General features: G+C 47.4%; 22 protein-coding genes and 2 riboswitches. Of the genes, 13 read left to right on the top strand and 9 right to left on the bottom strand.

Going from position 1 to position 22,991, the window contains the following annotated elements; translation table 11 throughout:
- Positions 1–17: 17 nt before the first annotated feature.
- Both gntK and HNY42_RS01000 read right to left on the bottom strand, forming a co-directional pair.
- A complete protein-coding gene (gene gntK, locus HNY42_RS01005; RefSeq protein ID WP_188004946.1) occupies positions 18–1,559 on the bottom strand; it encodes a gluconokinase in 1,542 nt (513 codons plus the stop codon).
- Complete coding sequence (locus HNY42_RS01000; protein ID WP_131503591.1) at positions 1,552–2,268, bottom strand: GntR family transcriptional regulator; 717 nt, start codon at positions 2,266–2,268, stop codon at positions 1,552–1,554. Before HNY42_RS01000 ends, gntK begins: the two co-directional genes overlap by 8 nt.
- 186 nt (positions 2,269–2,454) lie before the next feature.
- Between HNY42_RS01000 and HNY42_RS00995 the strand changes: the two genes are divergently transcribed.
- From HNY42_RS00995 to mmuM, 4 genes are all read left to right on the top strand, one after another.
- Positions 2,455–3,363: a ketopantoate reductase family protein gene (locus HNY42_RS00995; protein WP_188004945.1), complete on the top strand. Its 909-nt coding sequence runs from the start codon at positions 2,455–2,457 to the stop codon at positions 3,361–3,363.
- Between the two features lie 199 nt (positions 3,364–3,562).
- Positions 3,563–4,981, top strand: a complete 1,419-nt coding sequence (locus tag HNY42_RS00990) for a polysaccharide pyruvyl transferase family protein (protein ID WP_188004944.1) — start codon at positions 3,563–3,565, stop codon at positions 4,979–4,981.
- Between the two features lie 109 nt (positions 4,982–5,090).
- Positions 5,091–5,192, top strand: a riboswitch (SAM riboswitch).
- Between the two features lie 84 nt (positions 5,193–5,276).
- Complete coding sequence (locus tag HNY42_RS00985; RefSeq protein WP_188004943.1) at positions 5,277–6,677, top strand: amino acid permease; 1,401 nt, start codon at positions 5,277–5,279, stop codon at positions 6,675–6,677.
- Positions 6,652–7,584: a homocysteine S-methyltransferase gene (mmuM, locus tag HNY42_RS00980; protein ID WP_188004941.1), complete on the top strand. Its 933-nt coding sequence runs from the start codon at positions 6,652–6,654 to the stop codon at positions 7,582–7,584. Before HNY42_RS00985 ends, mmuM begins: the two co-directional genes overlap by 26 nt.
- Positions 7,585–7,673: 89 nt before the next feature.
- Here mmuM and HNY42_RS00975 read toward each other — a convergent pair whose 3' ends face one another.
- Entirely contained in the window at positions 7,674–8,096 is a 423-nt protein-coding gene (locus HNY42_RS00975; RefSeq protein WP_188004938.1) for a MarR family winged helix-turn-helix transcriptional regulator, read from the bottom strand.
- A gap of 186 nt (positions 8,097–8,282) precedes the next feature.
- Here HNY42_RS00975 and HNY42_RS00970 point away from each other — a divergent pair, with 186 nt between their 5' ends.
- The gene (locus HNY42_RS00970; protein ID WP_131503587.1) at positions 8,283–8,738 is read left to right on the top strand and encodes a CBS domain-containing protein; all 456 of its coding nucleotides are present in this window, start codon (positions 8,283–8,285) and stop codon (positions 8,736–8,738) included.
- A gap of 15 nt (positions 8,739–8,753) precedes the next feature.
- A complete protein-coding gene (locus HNY42_RS00965) occupies positions 8,754–9,992 on the top strand; it encodes an MFS transporter (protein WP_188004936.1) in 1,239 nt (412 codons plus the stop codon).
- A 70-nt stretch (positions 9,993–10,062) separates the two neighbouring features.
- Here the strand turns inward: HNY42_RS00965 and HNY42_RS00960 are convergent, their stop codons facing one another.
- A complete protein-coding gene (locus tag HNY42_RS00960) occupies positions 10,063–10,485 on the bottom strand; it encodes a DUF1801 domain-containing protein (RefSeq protein ID WP_188004934.1) in 423 nt (140 codons plus the stop codon).
- Positions 10,486–10,583: 98 nt separating this feature from the next.
- Here HNY42_RS00960 and HNY42_RS00955 point away from each other — a divergent pair, with 98 nt between their 5' ends.
- Positions 10,584–10,940, top strand: a complete 357-nt coding sequence (locus HNY42_RS00955) for a hypothetical protein (protein ID WP_188004932.1) — start codon at positions 10,584–10,586, stop codon at positions 10,938–10,940.
- A gap of 37 nt (positions 10,941–10,977) precedes the next feature.
- On the opposite strand, the gene HNY42_RS00950 is transcribed toward HNY42_RS00955, so the two are convergent.
- Together HNY42_RS00950 and HNY42_RS00945 are read right to left on the bottom strand one after the other, a co-directional pair.
- Positions 10,978–12,135 (bottom strand): ArgE/DapE family deacylase, encoded by a 1,158-nt coding sequence (locus HNY42_RS00950; RefSeq protein ID WP_188004930.1) that lies wholly within the window; start codon positions 12,133–12,135, stop codon positions 10,978–10,980.
- A gap of 169 nt (positions 12,136–12,304) precedes the next feature.
- On the bottom strand, positions 12,305–13,126 hold the full coding sequence (locus tag HNY42_RS00945; RefSeq protein WP_188004929.1) for an SDR family oxidoreductase: 822 nt from the start codon (positions 13,124–13,126) through the stop codon (positions 12,305–12,307).
- A gap of 146 nt (positions 13,127–13,272) precedes the next feature.
- On the opposite strand from HNY42_RS00945, the gene HNY42_RS00940 reads away from it, so the two are divergent.
- Positions 13,273–14,145, top strand: coding sequence for a hypothetical protein (locus HNY42_RS00940; protein ID WP_188004927.1), 873 nt, complete (start codon positions 13,273–13,275; stop codon positions 14,143–14,145).
- An 82-nt stretch (positions 14,146–14,227) separates the two neighbouring features.
- Positions 14,228–16,093 carry a molecular chaperone HtpG gene (htpG, locus tag HNY42_RS00935; protein ID WP_188004926.1) on the top strand — a complete coding sequence of 622 codons (1,866 nt, stop codon included), beginning with the start codon at positions 14,228–14,230 and terminating at the stop codon, positions 16,091–16,093.
- Between the two features lie 81 nt (positions 16,094–16,174).
- Here htpG and HNY42_RS00930 read toward each other — a convergent pair whose 3' ends face one another.
- The 3 genes from HNY42_RS00930 to HNY42_RS00915 all read right to left on the bottom strand — a co-directional run bounded on the left by HNY42_RS00930 (position 16,175) and on the right by HNY42_RS00915 (position 19,328).
- Entirely contained in the window at positions 16,175–17,758 is a 1,584-nt protein-coding gene (locus HNY42_RS00930) for a Na+/H+ antiporter NhaC family protein (RefSeq protein ID WP_188004924.1), read from the bottom strand.
- Positions 17,759–17,863: 105 nt separating this feature from the next.
- Positions 17,864–18,039, bottom strand: a riboswitch (Lysine riboswitch).
- A gap of 68 nt (positions 18,040–18,107) precedes the next feature.
- Positions 18,108–18,848, bottom strand: a complete 741-nt coding sequence (locus HNY42_RS00920; RefSeq protein WP_188004921.1) for a uracil-DNA glycosylase family protein — start codon at positions 18,846–18,848, stop codon at positions 18,108–18,110.
- A gap of 147 nt (positions 18,849–18,995) precedes the next feature.
- Positions 18,996–19,328 carry a heme oxygenase gene (locus tag HNY42_RS00915; RefSeq protein WP_188004920.1) on the bottom strand — a complete coding sequence of 111 codons (333 nt, stop codon included), beginning with the start codon at positions 19,326–19,328 and terminating at the stop codon, positions 18,996–18,998.
- Between the two features lie 85 nt (positions 19,329–19,413).
- On the opposite strand from HNY42_RS00915, the gene HNY42_RS00910 reads away from it, so the two are divergent.
- The 4 genes from HNY42_RS00910 (at position 19,414) to rlmN (ending at position 22,988) form a co-directional block, all read left to right on the top strand.
- On the top strand, positions 19,414–20,046 hold the full coding sequence (locus tag HNY42_RS00910; protein WP_188004919.1) for a methyltransferase: 633 nt from the start codon (positions 19,414–19,416) through the stop codon (positions 20,044–20,046).
- A gap of 39 nt (positions 20,047–20,085) precedes the next feature.
- A complete protein-coding gene (locus HNY42_RS00905) occupies positions 20,086–20,967 on the top strand; it encodes an ABC transporter ATP-binding protein (RefSeq protein WP_131503577.1) in 882 nt (293 codons plus the stop codon).
- On the top strand, positions 20,964–21,770 hold the full coding sequence (locus HNY42_RS00900; RefSeq protein WP_188004918.1) for an ABC transporter permease subunit: 807 nt from the start codon (positions 20,964–20,966) through the stop codon (positions 21,768–21,770). The genes HNY42_RS00905 and HNY42_RS00900 overlap by 4 nt, the downstream gene beginning before the upstream one ends.
- 144 nt (positions 21,771–21,914) lie before the next feature.
- A complete protein-coding gene (rlmN, locus tag HNY42_RS00895) occupies positions 21,915–22,988 on the top strand; it encodes a dual-specificity RNA methyltransferase RlmN (RefSeq protein ID WP_131503575.1) in 1,074 nt (357 codons plus the stop codon).
- Positions 22,989–22,991 lie beyond the last annotated feature (3 nt).

The following is a 22,991-nucleotide window of genomic DNA, read 5'->3' as shown; positions in this document are numbered from 1 at the left end:
CCCCCAAAAACGTTAAATTAAATTTCTTTTTGAATCAAACCCCGTTGATACGTAGCGATGCGTCGGTAATCGGTTTCGAGAACGCGCGCCAAACTGATGAAGATCGGTAACAACTGACGGTATTCGTGCATTGCTTCCTCATTCGGCACATGGCGATGTGTATCGCCGATCATATCTGCTGCCACCTCGAACGAATCGACTTCCCCTGTCGCATACAATCCGAGAATACAGGCCCCGAGACATGAACTTTCAAAACTTTCCGGAATGACGACTTCTGACTCGAAAATATCCGCCATCATTTGACGCCACACTTCAGAACGGGCGAACCCCCCGGTTGCCTGAATCCGTGTGACCGGACCATCCATACATTCGATTAACGCCAGGAAGACAGTGTACAAGTTATAAATGACACCTTCCAGGGCGGCCCGAATCATATGTTCCTTTTTGTGCGATAACGTCAAGCCGAAGAACGAACCGCTGACATCCGGGTTCCAAAGCGGAGCCCGTTCGCCCGACAGATACGGATGGAACAGTAAACCGTCTGATCCCGGACGGACGCGTTCGGCGATTTTCGTCAGGACGGCATATGGATCAATGCCAAGACGTTTCGCGGTCTCGACTTCCGCCGAGGCCAGTTCGTCACGAATCCAGCGTAAGACCATGCCGCCGTTATTGACCGGTCCACCGATGACCCAATGGTTTTCGGTTAAGGCGTAACAGAAGATCCGGCCTTTTTCATCCGTTTGCGGACGGTCGATGATCGTCCGGATGGCGCCGCTCGTTCCAATCGTAATGGCGATTTCGCCTTTCCGGATCGCATTGACGCCGAGATTCGACAGGACGCCGTCGCTTGCCCCGATCAGAAACGGTGTTGCCGGATTCAAGCCGGTTTGTTTGGCATAATCCGCTGACATGTCGGTAAAGGACGTCGTCGTCGAAACCGGTCGCGACAATTTGGTTGCATCAATGCCTGCGACCTGCAACGCTTCCGCATCCCATTCGAGATCATGGATGTTGAATAAACCGGTCGCTGAAGCGAGTGAATGGTCGATGACGTATTGTCCAAACAGACGCTGGAAGACAAATTCCTTGATGCCGATGTATTTTTTCGTTCGCGCGGCAATGTCCGGATGTTCTTCGACGAGCCAGCAAATCTTACTGAGCGGCGACATCGGATGGACCGGAGTTCCGGTGCGGTGATAAATCGAGTAACCGTACTGTTCCTTGATTCGGTTCGACCAGACTTCGCTCCGGCTGTCAGCCCACGTGATGCAGGCGGTCAGCGGTTGATCGTGTTCATCCATCGCAATCAAGCTGTGCATCGCACTGCTGAAGGCGACGAACTTCGGTTGCTCCGTCGGATGTTGTTTCGTCATCAACCGGATGCTTTCGAGCACGGCATGGAAAATTTCTTCCGGATCCTGTTCCGCCGTCGAACGATTCGGGGTATGCAGCGGATAACCGACATTCGTTTGTCCGACGACTTCCCCTTTTGTCGTAAAGAGTACGGCTTTGGTGCTCGTCGTCCCGATATCAATCCCTAACATGTGTTCAGTCATGTGGTTCGACTCCTTTCGTCATCAGTTGTTGCGATTTCCATAAATCCTCAACTTCTTGCACATCATCGAAGTTCTGATGGAGCGAAGCAATCATTCGTTTGCGGTCGCCAGTTTCGATTGCTTCGATGTAGAGTGCATGGTTCTCGAGAATTCGGTCAAAATCTTCGATGTCGTCTTCGATTCGTTGACGCATCGACAGCAGGATGAAGCTTTCCATGACAGGTTTGAGATTCTGCCACATCATGCTGACGTATCCGTGGTCAATCGACCGGATGATTGTTTCATGGAACAGAACATCCTGATATGAAAATTCATCTGCGTCTTTGTATTTGACGGCAATCTTCATCATTTCAAGCACCTTGCTTAGCTCCCGAACCAAATCCTGACGATTCATCTTAACAATCCGCTCGAAGACGAACGTCTCGATTAAAAGACGGACATCGTAAATTTCCTGGATGTCTTGTTTGGACAGTCCGACGACAACGGCGCCCATCCGTTCCAGCCGGATGATGCGTTCTGACGCCAACACCTTCAGGGCATCCCGGACAGGAGATCGGCTGACGGAAAAATCAGCGGCTAATTTGTTTTCAGATAAGACGGTACCGCTCTCAATCTTGCCGGAAATGATCCGCATGCGCAGTTCATGGGCGACACGATCACCGGCGGAGGCTTTTGATAACCATTTAATCGGGTATAAAAGATCGGACATAAAAAACACCCTCTTTGTCGAATAAGTATACTTGTATACAAGTAGTATAAACGAGGAAAACTAAAATGCAAGCGCTTTAATTAAATTGTCATCTTTATCAAAATTGCGGCTTTTCGATGTGATAGGCTAGAGAACGAAAGCGTAGAACAGATTGTAAGACATCAGTCAGATGGAGGGATAAAATAAATGAAAATTTTAGTAGTCGGTGCAGGAGCCGTCGGAGGTTATTTCGGAGCCCGGTTGGCGGAAAAAGGGGAAGATGTCACATTTTTAGTGCGTGAACGCCGGTTTGAAGAATTGTGTGCAGGACTTCATGTCAAAAGTCTTCATGGGGATATTACCTATTCTCCGCGCCTGATCCGGACCGGAGAAAAAGGAACGTTTGATGTCATTCTTTTATCGACCAAGGCTTATCATCTGGAGCAGGTGTTAGAGGACATCAAACCGTTCGTCGCAACTGATACATATATTTTGCCGTTGCTAAACGGAATGGCACATTTAAAGCAACTGGAGCAACACTTCGGAGCGGAACGTGTACTGGGCGGACTCTGCTTCATCGAATCAACGCTTGATGCACAAGGACACATCGTACAGACGAGTCCGTCCCATCATTTATTATTCGGTCCGTTACCGGGAACCCGGCCAGACCGTTTGGAAGAACTGAAGCAGCACCTAGAGGGGACACTAGCGCCGATTAAATACTCGGACTCGATTACCAGCGATATGTGGAATAAGTATCTGTTCATCACGACGTTTTCCGGTGTGACGTCGCTTTTCCGTTCAGCAATCGGTCCGATTCGTTCGCAGGAAGAAGGAATGATGATGATCCGCCGCCTGGCAACGGAAGCCAAAGAAGCGATGGAACGCCAAGGTGCTGTGTTCAGTGATGGGATTGAACAGATCCAACAGCAACAGATCGCACAAATGGATGAAACGATGAAGTCGTCCTTACAACGTGACATGGAGAAAGGTAATGAAGTCGAGTCAGCTCATTTGTTCGGCACACTTCTTTCGAAAGATGAAGCGACGCAAGTGATGTTGCCGGCGATTTATGCAAATCTCGAAATTTATCGTATGTCGAGAAAAGATGTTTAACTAGTTGTTATATAGGGAATATTCGTTAGGTTGTATTGAGCCTATATTTTTCATAATCCACAATAATGTGTAGTTTTCAGCTATTCGTTGACTTGCTGAATTGCATTCAACTATCCTTGAAAAGACAAGATGGTTAAAAAAGCAAAATATATTTTATATTTTTTAAATGAAAACAGAAGTGAGAGGGGAATTATTTTACATGAAACGTATTATTATCCGTGCGGGTATGACACCGTTTGAACAGTTCGACGCAGAATATTTGATGAAGCATAACTCAATCGGAGGGAACGTCGGAAACCTGATTTATCAATACAGTATTTTCCGCACCTTGATGACAGAGGGCACGACGATCACACCGGATTACTACTACTATGAAGAAGAGCGTGCAGATGAAATCAATGCGAACTTCGATTTATATGTCATTCCACTCGCTGATGCATTCCGTAAAGAATTCGTCCCGACACTTCGTAAATATACAAAATTGATTAAAAAACTAAAGATTCCGGTCGTCGTCATCGGTGTCGGTTTACGCGCACCGTTTGAAGCGAATTTAAACGACGGTTTCTCATTTGATGAAGACGTTAAAGCGTTTGTCAGCGCAGTTCTTGAGCGCTCAAGCATGCTTGGACTTCGCGGCGAAATCACATCAAAATATTTGACGCGTCTTGGTTTCCGCGAAGGAATCGATCACAAAGTCATCGGTTGCCCATCGATGTATGCGTTTGGTCGTGATTTGAAAATTCGTGAAACGAATATCACAAAAGATTCAATGATCGGTGTCAACTCGTCACGTCTTGCACCGCAAAACGTCCTTAACTTCATCACACGCGGAATGGAAGAGTACCCGAACCACTACTTCATCCCGCAATGGATGAAAGAGTTGCGTTTGACGTACACAGGAACACATCCGATTGCTGACTTATCCGTCACGAACTATCCGGTCAAGATGTCGGATCCGACTTACATGAACGACCGTGTCCGCTTCTTCTTAAACGCGCAGACATGGATCGACTTCTTGAAAGAAGCTGACTTCAGCTTCGGAGCACGTCTTCACGGTAACATCACGGCAACACTTGCCGGAACGCCAAGTATCCTGATTCCGAAAGATGCACGGATGCGCGAATTAACGGATTATCACCAATTGACACACATTTGGGCAAATGACATCACAGACAGCACACGCTTGTCGGATGTGATTGAGTCGGCTGACTTCCAAAGTCCGACACGTGTTCAAGCACGTAACTTTGATAACTTCGTGGAATTCCTGAATACAAATGATCTAGAACACATCTACAAAGAAACGAACTATCCGGAGAACGTTCCGTTTGATCGTGAAATGGCCAAAGCAGAGTTGCTTCCGGTCGTTAAACCGATCACAGGAATCAGTATCGAAGAAGCTGTTTCACGTTTTGAATCATACTTCCCAGCAGAAGAACAAAAAATCGTGGCAGCTCAAAAACGCGATAAAGCGAAAATGGCTGAAAAAGATAAGAAAATCAAATCACTTCAAGGCAAGTTGAACAGTCAAACAAAAGAAATGAAGCATCAACAAGGCACATTGAACCGGAAAGCGGTTCGCATGGCATTGAAGACAGCTGATTTGTTTGCGAAGAAATAAGCGACAGACGTCTTATACCGTTTTGGTGTAAGGCGTTTTTTTTTACATGATAAATTCTGAATTGTGTTGACAATTCAAAACAGGGTTGGTACTGTTATGAAAAATTACATTCTTATCCAGAGAGGTGGAGGGACTGGCCCTTTGAAGCCTCAGCAACAGGTCGAAAGATACTGTGCTAATTCCTGCGGGTGTTGTACCCGATCGATAAGCTTCCTTTGATTGTCGACCGACGCACCCATGCATGTGGGTGCGTTTTTTTTTAGTTTAACGAGAAAAAGAGGAGTGTGGAGGAGCAATGAAAGAAGGAACGTTTCGGCGGAAAATGGAATCCCGGCATATCGTCATGTTGTCACTCGGCGGTGTCATCGGGACCGGATTATTTTTAAGTACAGGCTATACGCTCGAGCAGGCCGGTCGGGTCGGCACGATTTTATCTTACCTGGTCGGAGCGCTGGCGGTTTATCTGGTAATGCTTTGTCTAGGGGAGCTGGCGGTACATATGCCGGAGACGGGTGCCTTTCACAGCTACGCGACGAAATATATTGGATCCGGAACAGGCTATACCGTCGCCTGGCTTTACTGGCTGACTTGGACGGTCGCGCTCGGTTCGGAATTTACGGCAGCCGGTTTATTGATGCAACGCTGGTTTCCGGATGTTCCGGTCTGGCTGTTCAGTGCTTTATTCGTCGTCATGATTTTAGGCATCAATGTCTTGACGGTCCGCTTGTTCGCGGAAGTTGAATTTTGGTTTTCTGCCGTCAAGGTGCTGACGATTTTAGTGTTCATCGTCTTAGGAACAGCAGCAATCGTCGGATTCTTGCCCCTCGCGGACGGCTCACAAGCACCGCTTCTCGCTCCGTTGACGGAGGGGGGCCTGTTTCCGAACGGAGCGTTCGCGATCTTGATGACGATGCTTGCCGTTAACTTTGCCTATTCCGGAACAGAGTTAATCGGGATTGCAGCAGGTGAGGCGGTCGATCCGAAACGGACGGTTCCTCTCGCCATTCGAACAACAGTCTTCCGGCTCGTCTTATTTTTTGTCGGGACGATCATTGTTCTTGCGATTCTGTTACCAAATGATTCAAAAGGAGTGCTTGAAAGTCCATTCGTTGCTGTGTTTGAACGGATCGGTCTTCCGTTTGCAGCAGACATCATGAACTTCGTCATCCTGACCGCGATTTTGTCAGCAGCGAACTCGGGTCTGTATGCCGCATCACGGATGCTCTGGTCTTTATCCGATCAACGGATGATTACGCCGTACTTTTCTAAATTAAATGCGAGCGGAGTGCCGATACGTGCCGTTCTCTTCAGTATGCTCGGTGGTCTGCTTGCCCTGTTCTCCAGCGTCTATGCACCGGGTTCCGTCTACATTGCGCTTGTCTCGATCTCGGGACTGGCAGTCGTCGTTGTCTGGATGAGTATCAGCGCCTCACAGTTCATGTTCCGCAAGCGCTATCTGCAAGAGGGGCATGATCTAAACGATTTGGTTTACCGGACGCCCTGGTATCCGTTTGTACCGATTCTGTCGTTTTTAATGTGTTTGGCTTCATTGATCGGAATCGCCTTTGATCCGACGCAACGGGTCGCCCTCTATTTCGGGGTTCCGTTTATCGCGGTCTGTTACATCGTTCATCATCTGACAAAAACATCATGGAAACGGAGTGTGGAAGATGTCAAAGAACAACAATCCAGTTGAACAACTGTTAAAAGAAAAACCCTATATTTTATTGGACGGAGCACTGGCGACGGAACTTGAACGCCATGGGAGAAATCTCGATGATCCGCTTTGGTCGGCCCGGGTACTGCTTGAAGAACCGGAACAGATTCACCGCGTCCATGCGGATTATTTTAAAATCGGGGCGGATTGTGCCATCACGTCCAGCTACCAAGCGAGTGTCGCCGGCTTCAGCAGCCGGGGGATTAAAGAAGAGGAAGCGATTGAACTGATGAAACAAACGGTCTATCTGGCACAGCAGGCGCGTGCGGAAACCGGACCGGCAGCGGATCACGCTTTGATTGCGGGATCGATTGGTCCTTACGGTGCCTATCTTTCGGACGGATCCGAATACATCGGTCATTACGGAGTCGACGATGCGCAACTTGAAGCTTTCCACCGTCCTCGTCTGGAAGCGTTAATCGCGGCAGGTGCGGACGTGTTGGCATTTGAGACGATTCCCTCCTTGCAGGAAGCCGAAGTGCTGTTCCGGCTGCTCGAAGAATTTCCGGATCAGTCGGCCTGGCTTGCCTTTTCCCTGCGTGACGCAACACACATCAGTGAAGGAACACCGTTGAGTGAGTGTATCAAGGCATTAGGGGAGCACCCGCAACTGGCGGCAATCGGCGCGAACTGTTTTCCGGCATCGATTGCGACAGAGTTCATCACGACATTAAAACAACTGACCGATGTACCGATTATCGTCTATCCGAATTCCGGTGAGCAGTATGATCCGGTCAGTAAGACCTGGTCCGGTGAAGCAGTGTGTACGGCTTTCGAAGACATTGCTCCGGAATGGTATGCCGCAGGTGCCCGGTTGATCGGCGGATGTTGCCGTACGACACCCGAGCAGATTGAGCGGATTCAACAGAAGGTGACAATCGGTTAACCGGAAGTCATGTCTAATAAGGACAAAAAAAGAGAGCGGAATTTTGCATCCGTCCTCTTTTTAGACTGATATTTCGTATTTTCAGAAACTCACCGTTCCCGTAACGCTTGGTTGAACTGTTTCAGCAACCGACCGAACGATTCGGCATCTTCATCCGGCCAGTCATGTAATAACCGTTCGATGCTCGTTAAACGGGCTGTCCGGTAAGTTTCGAGCTCTTGTTGACCGTAATCTGTGATGTTGTAAAAGAAGGCCCGGCCGTCTGTCGGGTCTTTTATTTTTTCGACTAATTTTTTCTGATCGAGCGCAGCCGCTTGTCGGCTGACGGTCGAGACGTCGAGTTGCAACTCACGGGCAAGGGTTTTGACACCGACTTGACCGGAGTCAGATAACTGGCGCAAGAGTAAATAGGAAGCACGGTCCAGGTTCCGATTATCGGCCGTTGCCGTCGTTAAACGACGAATAAGAATCGCCAGTTCCAGTTCAATTGTTTCCAGGGATTGATTCGACATATTGTCACCTCTCATTAGCATTCATTGCCCTCATCATTACGCACGGGCTGTCCTCTGTCAATCAAAGGCAGGCTTCTTGACAGGATTATAGTTGTATTATACAATCATAAATGTTATTTAATTGTATCGTGAAACTTGTTGTTATGAACTTATTTTAATTACAGCGTCTGATGAAGGAGAATTCTGATGAAAGCTTATCAATCGATGAAAGAAACCGTCATTACGGTCAATGAACAGGATACGATCCGGACGGTAGTAGAACGTTTTATCACATCCGGTATCAGTGGGGTTCCGGTCGTCAACGGAGAGCAGGAAGTCGTCGGCTACATCAGCGACGGCGATATCATGCGGGCCATCGGCAAACATAAAGACATCATTGTCGATACGTTTTTATATGTCGATGTCATCAAAGGCGATGATGAAAACTATGAAGAGCGCGTCCGTCACATCCTGACGCGTCCTGTCATGGACATGGCACGCCGGAAAGTCGTGACAGCGACGACAGAAACCGAGATGGAAGAAATTGCAGCGACACTCGGTTCAAAACGAATTAAAAAATTACCGATTCTAAAAGACGGCAAGCTCGTCGGAATCATCAGTCGCGGTGACGTCATCCGTCATTCGTTTAAACAGTTTATTTAAGAAAGAAGGATTTATATGGCTCTTGCGGAAAAAACAACGACACTTGCGCCTGAAACAGTTCTATCGGAAAGCAAACACGGTTTACTGCATCAACCGATTGCTGTTTGGGCGGTATTCTTTGCCAGTATCACGGCATTCATGGGAATGGGGCTCGTCAATCCGGTCCTACCGACGATTGCCGAAAACCTCGAAGCATCAAAAAGTGAAGTTACGCTACTATTTACAAGTTATAACGCCGTCATGGCATTTGCGATGCTGATTACCGGCGCGATTTCTTCACGGATTGGTCAAAAGGGGACATTGATGCTCGGGATTGCGGTTATCGCAACTGTTGCCGGTTTTGCGTCACAGGCCGACAGTATTTGGACACTTGTCGCGTTACGCGGCGGTTGGGGACTCGGGAATGCACTGTTCGTCGCGACAGCACTCGCAGCGATTGTTTCCCTTTCATCCGGTGGAACAGCAAAAGCGATCATCTTATATGAAGCGGCAGTCGGTCTCGGGATTTCAATCGGTCCACTGCTCGGTGGAACACTCGGTTCGATCACATGGCGCGCGCCTTTCATGGGTGTTGCGACGATCATGGTCATCGCGTTCCTCGTGTTGTTATTCCTGATGCCGAAACCGGTCGCAACAGCGACACCAGCGAAAAAGATTTCATTGATTGCACCGTTCCAGGCCATGAAACACCGGTCTTTACTGACACTTGGAATCGTTGCAGCCTTGTATAACGTCGGCTTCTTTACGATCATGGCCTATGCACCGTTCGTCATGAAATTACCGGCAAAAGGGCTCGGCTTCGTCTTTCTCGGTTGGGGGATGTTGCTTGCTCTGACATCCGTGTTAACAGCACCAAAATTAAAACAATGGCTCGGCACCATTAAAGCAATGGTACTGATGCTTCTCTTGTTCGCCGTCTTGTTATTGTTAATGGGGATCTTTACGGAAACACCAGCTGTTGTCATCGTCTGTGTCATTCTTGCCGGGGCAGTTCTCGGGAATAACAACACTTTGATTACGACAGCCGTCATGGATGCAGCACCGGTCGAACGTTCGACGGCATCCGCTGCATATAGTTTCTTACGTTTTCTCGGGGCAGCTATCGCGCCATTCATGGCCGGTAAATTGTCTGAAATCTATAATGCTAACCTGCCGTTTTATGTCGGCAGTGCGTTCGTCTTACTGTCTGTCGTCATCATCGGGGTCAATCTCAAACACATTCGTCATATCGATACGACAGACAGCGGGCATTAATTTTAAACAGTAAACGAAACGTCCTTTCCTTCGCTGAATCCGCGGAAGAAAGGACGTTTTTTTGGTGACATCAGAACTTCGGATACGTCTTTTCGAGGAAAGCGACCGAATGGACAATCAGTTCTCTTAAGACAAGCAGATCAACATCTGCTAGTTTAGTGATAGAGATACAGCTTTTTCCGCTCTTATGTGTCCCGAGACGTGCGAGATACTGCTCCCGATCGACACCGGTCGCAAGATAGAGACTGATTGTCGTTTTTCTCGGAGAAAATCCGACCAGGAACGATTCTCCCTGATGACCGGAAGGATAACGATACTGGTAATGTCCACAGCCAACGATGTTTTCTCCCCACATGACGGCTGGTTCCCCCGTCATTTCTTCAAAAATCTGCCGCAATTGCTCGCAGTCCGTCCGTTTTGACAATGGCGTAATCGTACTCAAAAAGGTATCGACACTCTGAGTGGTCGGTAACGTTTTTTGTGAATCACTCATTCGGAAGTCTCCCTTCGCAGGATGGCAACACTCATTTTCAATTCGATAGTAAACGATTCCCTGTCTGACAGGCATTCATTCAAAAAGAGGTGATTCTGTTGAAACATACAATCTCGTTTGCAGGATATGACGAAACGTTGGCGTGGCACATCATGGAAGTCGATCCGGCACACGCTGCGCTACTCATTCATGTCTGGTATCAAGCGGAAAAAGTACATCAGATGACGGTAAGCTTTTCGGAGTATGACCGGTTTGCGCATGAATTTCTTAAGGTACATGAACAGTTTCCGGGAAGTATCTCGTTCGAAAAAGGAGACTTTACATTGGAGCTGACGTACGACCGGCTGGGGCACGTCCGGATTAAATGGAGTCTTGCCGGTGAAGCGACACACGTTCTGGCGTCCGATCAAAGTTATATCGGACAGGCCCTGGCTTCAATCGGCGTTTATATGTAGAAATCCTCCATCTGTCTGGGAACAGATGGAGGATTTTTCAGGTAGAGGAGTGCAGCGCAAGACGCGTACACAACTCAATCGTTTCCGCATACTCTGACAGCGGGATTGACTCATCGATTTGATGTGCCAGCCGGAAATCGTGGAACGAAGCGACCGCAATCGGAAAGCTTCGGGCCGCCTGACTGAACATCGCACCGTCTGTTCCGCCCGGAATCGCGACGCGTGTTGTCGGCTGTTGCCGGATGGATTCCATCGTATCTGCGACAATCTGTAAGAACGGATCGTCACGGTCTGTTTCGCAGGACGGAATATCCTTAATGACTGTCACCTCCATCGAAAAGCTATCGTCCTGTTGAGACAGACGTTGGTTCACTTCTTCCAGTGCTTGTAAGACCTGTTCCCGTCCAAATCCCGGAATCGTTCGGATGTCCATATAAAACGCGGCTTTACTCGGAATGACGTTCGGACCTTCGCCGCCTGTAATCGACGTGATGGAAGCGATGACCGGACCAAGATCCGGGTGACTTTGATCGGTCATCGTAAACCGGCCGGATTTGATTTCACGGATGACACGATACAAATCATCGATGGCGTTTTGACCGAGCTGTGGTGAAGAGCTGTGCGCACTTTTTCCGGTGCAGGATACTTCGACACCGACGACCCCTTTTTGCGAATAACCGAGAAAACCGCTCGTCGGTTCTGTAATCAGCAGCGCGTCTAAATCATCGGCGTCACCACGTTCTGTCAAATGACGGGCGCCGGTCATACCGTTTTCTTCATCGGATGTAATCAACAATTTTAGACGGTTCGGCAAGTCATCACGTTGATTTAATTCGATCATCATACTGACCATCGCCATGACACCGGACTTCATATCGGAGGCACCACGTCCGTAAATCCGTCCGTCCTCGATGACACCGCCGAACGGATCTTTTGTCCATTCACTGATTTTAACCGGTACCGTATCGAGATGACCGGAGAAGCCAATTGTTTTCGGATGAACGGCAGCAGCACCGGCCTCGACCGTGGCGACAAGACAAATCCGTTTCGGAGAGACTTCAATCCAGTCTGTCTGGACACCATGAGAGGTCAGTAATTCATAGACATAGGTTGCGACGTTCTCTTCCCCGTCGTGTGGATTAGTGCTTGGAATTTGTAAACAGCGTTGCAAATAAGTAATCGGTTCTGTAAGCATAATTTCTCCTCCTTTACTGTCTTGTTCCCGTTTTCAGGTAGTTGCGTGAGGTGAACGAATGGCCAAAACATTTAAGCGCACCGAATTTCTTAGGCTCAAACCGTTTGAAAATGAACAAAAAAACACGATTCCTGAATCAGGAATCGTGCTGAACAGAAAATCAAAGCCGTTATTCAGCATCTGTTTTCCATTTGTCGTCGATTAACATTTCGCCCGGCCACGTGTACGCCATGATGCCGCCGTCGGCCGTAATGTCTTCACCGGTGACGTAAGAGCTGTCATCTGACGCAAGGAACAGGGCGACCGTCGCCATCTCACGCGGTTTGCCGAGACGGCCGAGTGGAGTAATCCAGGCGTTGGCATCGCGGAACTGTTTACCTTGTTGTTCTTCTTTTCCACCGACGAGTGTATCGATGAGCGGTGTTTCAATCGTCCCTGGGGAAAGCGAGTTGACGCGGATGCCATCGCGGGCATAATCAATTGCCATCGCCCGTGTGAAGTTGGCAATGCCGCCTTTTGCAGCATTGTAGCCGGAACGGTTCAAGTCGGCTGCACGCCCCGACATCGATGATGTATTGATGATGGATCCGCCGTTCTTCAGCATCAATGGAATGACGAATTTACTCGTTAAGAACGTTCCGCGTAAATCGACGGCGATGATTTGATCAAACAGTTCGATCGGGTATTCATGCACCTTTCCTCCCTGTTGATCAATTCCAGCATTGTTAAACAAGACGTCGACCGTTCCGTATGTAGACTCTAGATGGTCGGCGAGTTGTTTGACGCTGTCGACTTGTGAGACATCGACATGAACGGCTTCTGCCTTCCCGCCGGCTTCCTTGATTTTCTCTACCGTTGCTTGTGCTTTTTCAAGCTCGACGTCCGCGCAGACGACTGTCGCTCCCTGCTCGGCAAAGACAAGTGCCGTTGCCTGCCCGATTCCTGTCGCTGAGCCGGTAATGACGGCCACTTTGTTTTCAAGTCGTTTCATCAAAAATCTCCTCCTAAAAAATAATATCCGATGGTGTAGCTTACCTTACGAATCATTCCCTGCATCAATCGGGCTAAACCCATCGAACTGTCTAACGTTTTTAAGGAACGGGAATAACTCAAACAGGAAAGCGCAACACGAAAGGAATGAGAACGCTGACATCAGAACAACGGAAATCAGCAAAAAAACTCTTAACCGAAGCCGTTCAGCATCAAATCGAGTTAACGAATGGACCGATGAAAGAGGAATTGATAGAAAGAACGACACCTGTCTTATGGTTCGGTGATGCCGCAAAAAAGAGTTGGCTGACAGTGGCGACGAATCCGTCAGCCGGACAGTTTTTAAAAAAGGATGGAACGCTGCGGTTTGACTCGACCGGACCGTTCTTTTTACTGAATCCGGGCATGTCGTTGGAGGCATATCTGACAGACATCCACTTGGAACAAAGCATCCGTAAATTCAATGACTATTTTCAACAAAAGGATGTCTATAAAACATGGTTCGGAAAAGAACAGGGCGGGAAGCTGGAAGGGTTCTTAAACGGACTGGGTGCATCCTTGTATGATGGTTCTCTGCAGTCTGTCATTCACACGGACTTCTTTCCACTTCCGACGAAACGGTATATGGGAAAGATTTCGATGCGGCACGAACTGGAAGAAACCGTTTTTGGACAAACCTTTTTTTTGAAACTGGTGCCATTGTTTTCATTACACGGGATTATCTTGCTTGGACGGGAGCACACGGACCGTTTTCGGAAGCTTGATCCGAGTGTTGCGTGGCAAGAACCCGTTCCACTAACCGATTATCCGGATGCTGTCGTCGAATTTGGTTATTCGGCTGAACTGAATCTGCCGATTATCGGACTTCATTTTAAACCGAGCGAACAGTTCCTTGGTCTCGGCAGCCGCGTCGATGAAAATGGGCGAAGTCATGGGACATACGGCTCGGCGAATGGACTGCGGGAAATCGGAGAGCATGTCCGGAAAAAACTCGCTGAATTCTACCCAGTAGAGGATTGACAGTCGTTTTCATATCCGTAATAATGGAAATGAATTAGCACTCTATTGTATAGAGTGCTAAAAGTAAAAGGGGGTATCGAAAATGGAAACGAAACAATTTAAAGCCGAATCGAAACGATTGCTCGAAATGATGATTCATTCCATCTATACACACAAGGAAATCTTTTTACGTGAGTTGATTTCGAACGCCAGTGACGCCATCGATAAAATTTATTATAAAGCGTTGACGGACGAGACAATCACGTTCGACAAGGAAGCCTACAAAATTACGATTGAACCGAATAAAGAAACACGTCAACTGATTTTGCGCGATACGGGAATCGGGATGACAAAAGAAGAACTTGAAGAAAACCTCGGAACGATCGCGAAAAGCGGATCGCTCGCCTTTAAAGCGGAGAATGAATTAAAGGACGGCCATGACATCATCGGACAGTTCGGTGTTGGTTTCTATTCCGCCTTTATGGTCGCCGATACCGTTACGGTCGTGACGAAACCCTTTGGCAGTGATGTCGCCTACAAGTGGGAGTCACGCGGAGTCGACGGGTATACGATTGAAGAGGTCGAAAAAGAGACGGTCGGAACAGACATCACACTTCATATTAAAGCCAACGAAGAAGAAGAGAACTACGATGAATATTTAGAACCGTACCGCCTCCGGACCATCATCAAGAAATACTCCGACTTCATCCGCTATCCGATTGAGATGGCGGAGACGGAACAGCGTCCGGTCGACGGATCAGACGAAACTGAGTCCGTTACGGTCATGAAGACGGTCAACAGCATGGTGCCGATTTGGCGAAAAAACAAACGGGAGCTGACGGATGACGATTACCGCAACTTCTATCAGGAAAAACGATACGGATTTGACGCACCGATCAAACACATTCATATCAGTGCTGACGGAGCCGTCCGTTATCAGTCCATTTTGTTCATTCCCGAGCAACCGTCGTTTGATTATTATTCAAAAGAGTTCGAAAAAGGACTCGAACTGTATGCGAACGGTGTCTTAATCATGGAAAAATGCAGCGATCTCTTACCGGATCACTTCAGCTTCGTCAAAGGAATGGTCGATTCGGAAGACTTATCGCTCAACATTTCGCGTGAAATGTTGCAACACGACCGTCAGTTGAAGTTGATTGCGAAGAATATTCAAAGCAAGATCAAGACGCAGCTCGAAGCCTTGTTGCGTGACGACCGCGAAAAATATGAGACGTTTTACCAAGCATTCGGCCGTCAATTAAAGTTCGGTATCTATAACGATTACGGGATGCAAAAGGACACGGTGAAAGACCTTGTTCTGTTCCATTCGGCTAAAGAGAAAAAATTAGTGACGCTTGCAGAGTATGTCGCCGCGATGCCGGAAGATCAAAAGTATATCTATTACGCGTCAGGCGAAAGCACGGACCGGTTGGATAAGTTGCCGCAATCAGAGCTCGTGAAAGATAAAGGCTTCGATATTCTGTACTTTACGGAAGAAATCGATGAGTTTGCCATTCAAATGCTTCTTAACTATGAAGGAAAAGAGTTTAAGTCTGTCACGAGCAGCGACCTCGGAATTGAACAGACGGAACAGGCGGAAACGACCGAGACACAAGCCGAGATGTTTAAAGCGATGCAGGAGGTACTGGCAGGACAAGTCAAAGAAGTCAAAGCCTCGACCCGCTTAAAATCACATCCGGTCTGCTTTGCAACGGATGGTGCAGTATCGATCGAGATGGAGAAAATCCTCAAAGCGATGCCGAACAACCAGGACGTCGCCGCCGTCAAAATCCTGGAATTAAATACATCACATGATGTGTTCCGGGCGATTGAATCAGCGTACGTTGAAGACCGTCCGAAATTTGAGCGGTACACGAAGTTGATGTATCAACAAGCATTATTGATGGAGGGACTACCAATCGAAGATCCGGTCGCGTTTGCGAACGAAGTCTGCGCATTAATGGTCTGAAATTAAAAAAAATCGTATAAAGAAAGCCGGACCCGATGAATTCATCAGGTCCGGCTTTTTGGATGGTGTGTTTACTGCATCTTACTCCGAACGTAGCTGCGACGGGACTTCGCCGCGTCGTGACAGGACGTTCAGCATGACGAGGAAAATCACGAAGGCGATCAGGGCACCGATGAAGCCGAATAGGGACGAACCGGTGACACCGAGTACGAGATATCCGACAGCCGACGTCACTGCACCAATCAAGGCATATGGCAACTGGGTCGTGACGTGATCAATATGATGCGAACCGGCACCGGTCGAACTGAGAATCGTCGTATCGGAAATCGGTGAACAATGGTCCCCGAAGACAGATCCGGCAAGAACAGCAGCAAGTGTTGGTAACAACAGACTTGGATCAACCGCCATGATCAAATCGGCTCCGATCGGTAACATGATTCCGAACGTCCCCCAACTCGTTCCGGTCGAGAATGCCATGATACTGGCAATCAAGAATAGAAGGAACGGCAGATAAGAAGCGGGAATCGATTTGCTGATGAAACTTGCGAGATAATCCCCGGTCTTCATGTCACCGATGACCGCGATGATCGTCCAGGCAAACAACAGAATAACGACAGCGGGCCACATCGATTTCATGCCCGCCCAGATACTGATGCGGTAATCACGTGCCGGAATTTTCCGACCGATCATCATCAGGAACGCAACGACTAAACTGATGATGACACCAGAAACAAGTGAGCGCGTCACGTCTGTTGCTTCAAAGGCGCCGATTAACGAAAAAGGCCGATCGTCAGCCGCAAGTGCCTGGGCACCTGTCCAAAGAAGGGCTGTGATGGTCGCAATGACTAACACGACGATTGGAACAACCAAGTCACGGACTTTACCGCCATCGTGTTCCTTGACTTCTTCTGCCATCCCCATTGGTGTCCCTTTGTTGGCGTCAAACAATTCACCTTGTAAGGCCCGCAACTCGTGCGTCCGCATCGGTCCAACGGCAATTCCCGTATAGGCGATGTAGAGTGTCAGTAACAAAGCGAAGATGGCGTAGAAGTTTAACGGCACAATCATCAGGAACGCACTGAACGCCGAGTAATCAGTGATTGAATGGGTCGTCAAGATTCCTGCGATAATCGAGATGATGAAGGCACCCCAGCTCGATAATGGACTGATGACACAGACCGGTGCAGCGGTGGAATCGATGATATACGCCAGTTTGGCGCGCGAGACACCGCGACGATCCGTTAACGGACGACTGACATTTCCGACGGCCAGACTGTTAAAGTAATCATCGATGAAAATCAAAATACCTAATCCGAAAGCGGCAAGCCTTGCACCACGTGCCGTCTTGACATGTGTCGTCGCCCATTCGCCGAAAGCACGGGCACCGCCGGATGTTTGTATCAGTGTAGACAAGACACCGAGTAACAGTAAGAAAACGAGTAATAAGACATTCCATTCATTTAACGCACCGTCTGCCCAAAACAGACTGAAGATGTTTTTTCCGAGATAAACAACGGTATCCACCGGATTGAAGCTGTGAAGCAGTAAGGCACCAATCAAAATGCCGACACCAAGTGAAATGACGACTTTTCGTGTGACAATTGCTAAAACGATGGCAACGATTGCCGGGACAAGCGCAACGATAGAATCTGAATAGTTGACCATTGTTGTGGTTCCTCCTCCTTTTTTAGAAGATGAGACCCGTTGCACAGAAAAAAGCAAGGGCACCGGCAACAAAGCCGACACCCTTGCTGGATGCGTCTTTCTTAGCCGAATTGGAGCGCTCCATACAACATGCGTATGGCAATCGAACGGGTCTTTCCCGATTCGACCAGCATGGTCACGTCTGACACGTGACGATACTTCGGCGGCATCACCTTTCTTTGATCGTCTTCGTTGTCATCCTCAGACCAAATACTCATCAACACCGCGCCTCTACCTCATCGATAGAATAGTCATATTCTTTTTATAGGAAAATCTTATCCTATTTCTTTTAAAAAATTAAGGCTGTTTGTTAAGTATCGAAGTAGGAAGTTAACTGCTTCATCAAATAGTCTTTATTTTCTTCAAACTGTCGCTTCCGGTGTCCATTTGCACCAGAAGGATGCGGGAAACCAAATAATACAGTATGTTTTTTAATTCGTCCCTGATGAAGCAATGTCCGGACAGTTGACTCGACGACACGTCCGAACGGGACCAAAATGACAGGGGCGGGTAACTGATTCAATTCCGCTGCGAAGTGCTCATACGCGTAATGTTGCAGCAACGGTGTTCGGTCAATCTTTGGTTGATGTCCCGTATAATTTTTGTCCCGGTAAAAAACAGGATGTCTCAGAATCGAAGTCGTGTGCAACAGATTCTGATTTGCATGAAATAAGGTGGCTGTTGAAGGAATATTCAGCAGACGATTTAATTCGAGTTCATCTAACATTATTGTCAAATTACGCCGCATGGGACCGGCGAAACTGGCACTGTATTTGACGATTTTCGATGCTTCTTCGATTGTTGCACCATGGTGGAAGGCATCAGCCGCTTCTTCATAAGCAATGCGCATTTGTTCAAATCCTGGTGTGATGCCAATGAAGACTATTTTGGCAGAGCGATTGATATATTCTCCGATTGGTGAGTAGTAAACGGATAATTCCTGTTCCTGTTGTAATAGGAAACCGTCTGTGAACAAGTCCTGGCGCGTCAAGGACCGATCAATCGGTAAGGCGCGGATGGCCTGTTCAAAAATCGATAATGAATTCAGCATGATAAGTCCTCTCTCTTTCTGTATTGGACCTATGATAACAAATAATGGTATTACATACAATTTAAACCCATATCAATATAGTGAGGGGTCTCTTAAGAATAAAAAAACCTTGCGACCAAATTGGAGGCAAGGCGGTTCTGACATGAATTATAAAGAAGTTCGTTCTTTGACAGAAGCCACTTCATACGTGATGATTTCACTTCCAAGCATTGGAGATTCTTCTTGTTTGCCGTCTGACGGTGCCGGACGCTTATGTGACTCTTTAAAATCATCACTGTTCCGCCATACTTCAAAATCCTTCATGTCTTCCCAGTACATGTTGACGTTCATTTCATCGTGTTCTTCGAGACCTTGTGTCAGTAAAACTTCGACACGAACAAATCCCTTCATCGAGTCAAGACCACTCGGACGGGTAAAGCGTGGTGCGAGTGCTGCTGCCATTCCTTTTTTGACTTTAATCCGATTCGTAACAACGATCATTGGATAGTCCCCCTTATAGAATGAAATGCTTACATCCATAGTATAGTACGATGAAACCAACAATGCTTGAAAGAAGGAATCAAATATGAATGAAAAAGAGTACGAAGAACGGCTACGCATCGAGACGATTGATATTCAGCATCTTTATAATGCATTCAGCCATTATAACCGGTACGAACCGACGCCTTATGCAGCGCTGGAGGAATTATGTGCCGTCTATCCCTTCGATTATACGGATACGGTCATTGATTTCGGCTGCGGAAAAGGACGGTTGAACTTTTATCTGCATGATCGGTTTGATTGTTCCGTCATCGGTGTTGAGATGAATGGACAATTTTATGAAGATGCCCTTATGAATCAAGCAACTTACATGAAAAAGATGAAGCGACGTCAAGGCAGCATCCGTTTTGAACATACGTATGCGGAAGCTTATCCGATTCCGGATGATGTCACGAAATGTTACTTTTTTAATCCGTTTTCCGTCCAAATTTTCATGAAGGTTGTCGATCAAATCTTAGCATCCGTTGAACGGCGTCCGCGTCCGCTCGATTTGATTTTGTATTACCCGGCAGACGAATACCGGTATTATTTAGAGCATCAGACGATTTTCGAACAGGTGGAAGAAGTCCGTCTGAAAGAACTTTTCCAAAAAAATCACGACGAACGATTCGTGATTTATCGGGTGGATTTGTCCCAAGAAGTACCAAAACGGGTATAAGGTACTAACGGCAATCACCAGAAAAGTGAGGCGATTCGGATGATTCATTTGCAACACGTGACGAAAGAATTTGCGCCGAAACGAGGTTTATTTGATGTCAGTTTTACGGTCGAACCGGGTATGGTGTTCGGCTTTATCGGACCGAACGGAGCCGGGAAATCAACGGCAATCCGGCAATTGATGGGGCTGATTCAAGCAGACTCCGGTCATGCGACCATCGGTGGATATGACTGTTGGAACCAATCACAGGAGGTAAAACGAATTGTCGGTTATTTACCGGGTGAGATTAATTTACCGGGTGATTTTACGGGTGAACAGGTCCTGCATTTGATGCAGCAACTCCATCAAAGCAAACCGGAACGTCAATCGGCGTTGCTGGAACAGTTTCCCTTCGAAACGAAAACGAAAATCCGGAAGATGTCGAAAGGGATGAAACAAAAGTTGGCATTAGTCGGCTGCTTCATGAAGGATGCCCCGGTCTATCTGCTTGACGAACCGACCAGTGGACTTGATCCCTTGATGCAGGAACGTTTTTTAAGCTTGATTGACAACGAACGGCAACGCGGGAAAGCCATTTTGATGAGTTCACATCATTTTCCGGAGATGGAAAAATCGTGTGACCGGGCCGCATTGATTAAAGAAGGACGAATCATCATCGAGTCGGATATCCATGAGCTGGTCCGTTCGAGCCGAAAACAGTACACGATTGAATTTGGTCTCGAAGCACATGCTGAACGGTTTGCACTTCAAATTGGAAGTCAACGCGTTCAAAATCATGTTTCCTTTTTCACAAGCAACGAACGGACGTTGAATCAAATCATCCGTCTTTTAACCGAATATGATGTCCGGGCGATTCAAACTTCGGCAGATGACTTAGAGCATGTCTTCTTACATTATTATAGTGAGGAGGAATCACCATGATGACGATCATTTGGTCGTTACTCAAGCATAACGGGAAGCCGATCACGGCCTATGCAGTCGGGACGAGTCTGTATTTATTGATGCTTGCCGCACTCTATCCGTCGATGATGAAGACGGGGTTGCTGGAAGCGAAGCTCCAGGCACTGCCACCGGAAGTTTTAAAAGCTTTCCAATACGATAAAGTGACCGGTTTTGATAACGTTCTCGACTTACTCGGCGGAAATTATTACGGACTGATTTTTCAAATCATCGCGTCTTTATTTTTATTGTCACTTGCTGCGCGCTTACTGGCACGGCCAATTGATAACGGTGAACTGATTTTATACTTGGCTGCTCCGATTACGCGTCATCAATATACGGCATCGGCAATGATTGTAATGCTACTCGCCAGTACATGCCTGGTGTTATGCAATACGTTTGTTTTAGTAATGGCTGACTGGTTTGTTTCCGGGGTTTCGATTGACGGTATGACACTCGTCCGCTTTCAAGTGAATGCACTCTTCCTACTGTATGCCATCGGTGGGTTCACGTTGTGTATCGCCACCTTATTTGATGACGAACGGCGTGCCTTTTCGATCGCTGGCAGTGTCCTTGTGCTGTCGATTGTCCTGACGATTGGAGCCGGTCTCAGTGAAAAAACGGACTGGATGCGTTACGGCTCGATTTTCAGTCTGTTTAACACCCAGCAATTATTAGAAGGAACCCGTCACTTCTTTTGGCATCTCCTGATATTAGTGGGTATCAGTGTATTGTTCCGTATCGGTGCGTTTATAAGTTTCCGTAAGCGCAGTTTGTCGATTTGACACAACTGGACCGTAAAATAAGCCAAAGCGGACGTGGAAATTTACAGAAAGTGAACATTTAGGATTTGAACGTTGCGTAAGCGGCTGATTTTTACTAAGATAAAGGAATGTTATAGTTCTGGAAAAAGAAATGAGGTCTCTCTAATGAATAAACCGTCCATTTATGGATTAACACTTGAGCAGATGACTGAATGGTTATCGCATCAAGGTCACAAACCGTTCCGAGCAAAACAAGTTTGGGATTGGTTGTATCGTAAACGTGTCACTACTTTCGCAGAAATGACGAATGTCAACAAGGATTGCCTTGAGTTGTTAGATCAGAGTTTTGCGATTAATTCGATGACAGAAGCCGTGAAACAGGAATCGGCAGATGGAACAATCAAGTTCCTCTTCAAATTATATGACGGCAGCTTGATCGAAACGGTCTTGATGCGTCATAAGTACGGTCTGTCTGTCTGTGTCACGACACAAGTCGGGTGTAACATCGGCTGTAGCTTCTGCGCAAGTGGCTTGATTAAGAAGAGCCGTGATCTCTCTGCTGGAGAAATCGTCGAGCAAATCATGAACGTTCAGCATCACCTCGATGCTGTCGGTAAAGAAGAGCGTGTCAGCCACGTCGTCGTCATGGGTATCGGTGAGCCGTTTGATAACTTCGACAACATGGTCGATTTCTTGAACGTCATCAAAGATCACAACGGTCTTGCAATCGGTGCGCGTCACATCACGGTTTCGACAAGTGGACTCGCAGATAAAATCTACAAATTCGCAGATTTAAAACTTCAAGTCAACCTGGCGATTTCATTACATGCGCCAAACAACGAACTCCGGACACAAATCATGAAAATCAACCGTGCGATTCCGCTCGAGAAATTGATGCCTGCCATCGATTACTACGTCAAGACGACGAACCGGAAAATCACGATCGAGTACATCCTTTTACGTGGCGTCAACGACCAGAAAGCCCAAGCGATCGAGCTTGCGAAATTGTTCGAAGACAAACGTCATTTGACGTACGTCAACTTGATTCCGTACAATCCGGTCGACGAGCACGGTCAATATCAACGCAGTACGTCAGAAGATATTTCAACGTTCTACGACACGTTGAAAAAGAACGGTCTCAACTGTGGTGTCCGTCTTGAACACGGTACGGATATCGATGCCGCATGTGGTCAGCTCCGCAGTAAACAAATCAAAAAAGATACAGTCGCAGCAAAATAAGCA

The sequence above is a fragment of the Exiguobacterium sp. Helios genome (assembly GCF_014524545.1).
In the GTDB taxonomy this organism is placed as follows: domain Bacteria; phylum Bacillota; class Bacilli; order Exiguobacteriales; family Exiguobacteriaceae; genus Exiguobacterium_A.
This window is presented reverse-complemented; position numbering and strand designations above follow the sequence as displayed.

What these genes read in the sequence shown, in the direction of transcription:
- gntK (WP_188004946.1), bottom strand. Translation starts at nt 1,559, where the DNA reads ATGACTGAACACATGTTAGGGATTGATATCGGGACGACGAGCACCAAA.
- HNY42_RS00930 (WP_188004924.1), bottom strand. Translation starts at nt 17,758, where the DNA reads ATGGTCAACTATTCAGATTCTATCGTTGCGCTTGTCCCGGCAATCGTT.
- HNY42_RS00985 (WP_188004943.1), top strand. Translation starts at nt 5,277, where the DNA reads ATGAAAGAAGGAACGTTTCGGCGGAAAATGGAATCCCGGCATATCGTC.
- HNY42_RS00940 (WP_188004927.1), top strand. Translation starts at nt 13,273, where the DNA reads ATGAGAACGCTGACATCAGAACAACGGAAATCAGCAAAAAAACTCTTA.
- htpG (WP_188004926.1), top strand. Translation starts at nt 14,228, where the DNA reads ATGGAAACGAAACAATTTAAAGCCGAATCGAAACGATTGCTCGAAATG.
- rlmN (WP_131503575.1), top strand. Translation starts at nt 21,915, where the DNA reads ATGAATAAACCGTCCATTTATGGATTAACACTTGAGCAGATGACTGAA.
- HNY42_RS00990 (WP_188004944.1), top strand. Translation starts at nt 3,563, where the DNA reads ATGAAACGTATTATTATCCGTGCGGGTATGACACCGTTTGAACAGTTC.
- HNY42_RS00905 (WP_131503577.1), top strand. Translation starts at nt 20,086, where the DNA reads ATGATTCATTTGCAACACGTGACGAAAGAATTTGCGCCGAAACGAGGT.
- HNY42_RS00965 (WP_188004936.1), top strand. Translation starts at nt 8,754, where the DNA reads ATGGCTCTTGCGGAAAAAACAACGACACTTGCGCCTGAAACAGTTCTA.
- HNY42_RS00900 (WP_188004918.1), top strand. Translation starts at nt 20,964, where the DNA reads ATGATGACGATCATTTGGTCGTTACTCAAGCATAACGGGAAGCCGATC.
- HNY42_RS00960 (WP_188004934.1), bottom strand. Translation starts at nt 10,485, where the DNA reads ATGAGTGATTCACAAAAAACGTTACCGACCACTCAGAGTGTCGATACC.
- HNY42_RS00995 (WP_188004945.1), top strand. Translation starts at nt 2,455, where the DNA reads ATGAAAATTTTAGTAGTCGGTGCAGGAGCCGTCGGAGGTTATTTCGGA.
- HNY42_RS00945 (WP_188004929.1), bottom strand. Translation starts at nt 13,126, where the DNA reads ATGAAACGACTTGAAAACAAAGTGGCCGTCATTACCGGCTCAGCGACA.
- HNY42_RS00950 (WP_188004930.1), bottom strand. Translation starts at nt 12,135, where the DNA reads ATGCTTACAGAACCGATTACTTATTTGCAACGCTGTTTACAAATTCCA.
- HNY42_RS01000 (WP_131503591.1), bottom strand. Translation starts at nt 2,268, where the DNA reads ATGTCCGATCTTTTATACCCGATTAAATGGTTATCAAAAGCCTCCGCC.
- HNY42_RS00920 (WP_188004921.1), bottom strand. Translation starts at nt 18,848, where the DNA reads ATGCTGAATTCATTATCGATTTTTGAACAGGCCATCCGCGCCTTACCG.
- mmuM (WP_188004941.1), top strand. Translation starts at nt 6,652, where the DNA reads ATGTCAAAGAACAACAATCCAGTTGAACAACTGTTAAAAGAAAAACCC.
- HNY42_RS00910 (WP_188004919.1), top strand. Translation starts at nt 19,414, where the DNA reads ATGAATGAAAAAGAGTACGAAGAACGGCTACGCATCGAGACGATTGAT.
- HNY42_RS00970 (WP_131503587.1), top strand. Translation starts at nt 8,283, where the DNA reads ATGAAAGCTTATCAATCGATGAAAGAAACCGTCATTACGGTCAATGAA.
- HNY42_RS00975 (WP_188004938.1), bottom strand. Translation starts at nt 8,096, where the DNA reads ATGTCGAATCAATCCCTGGAAACAATTGAACTGGAACTGGCGATTCTT.
- HNY42_RS00915 (WP_188004920.1), bottom strand. Translation starts at nt 19,328, where the DNA reads ATGATCGTTGTTACGAATCGGATTAAAGTCAAAAAAGGAATGGCAGCA.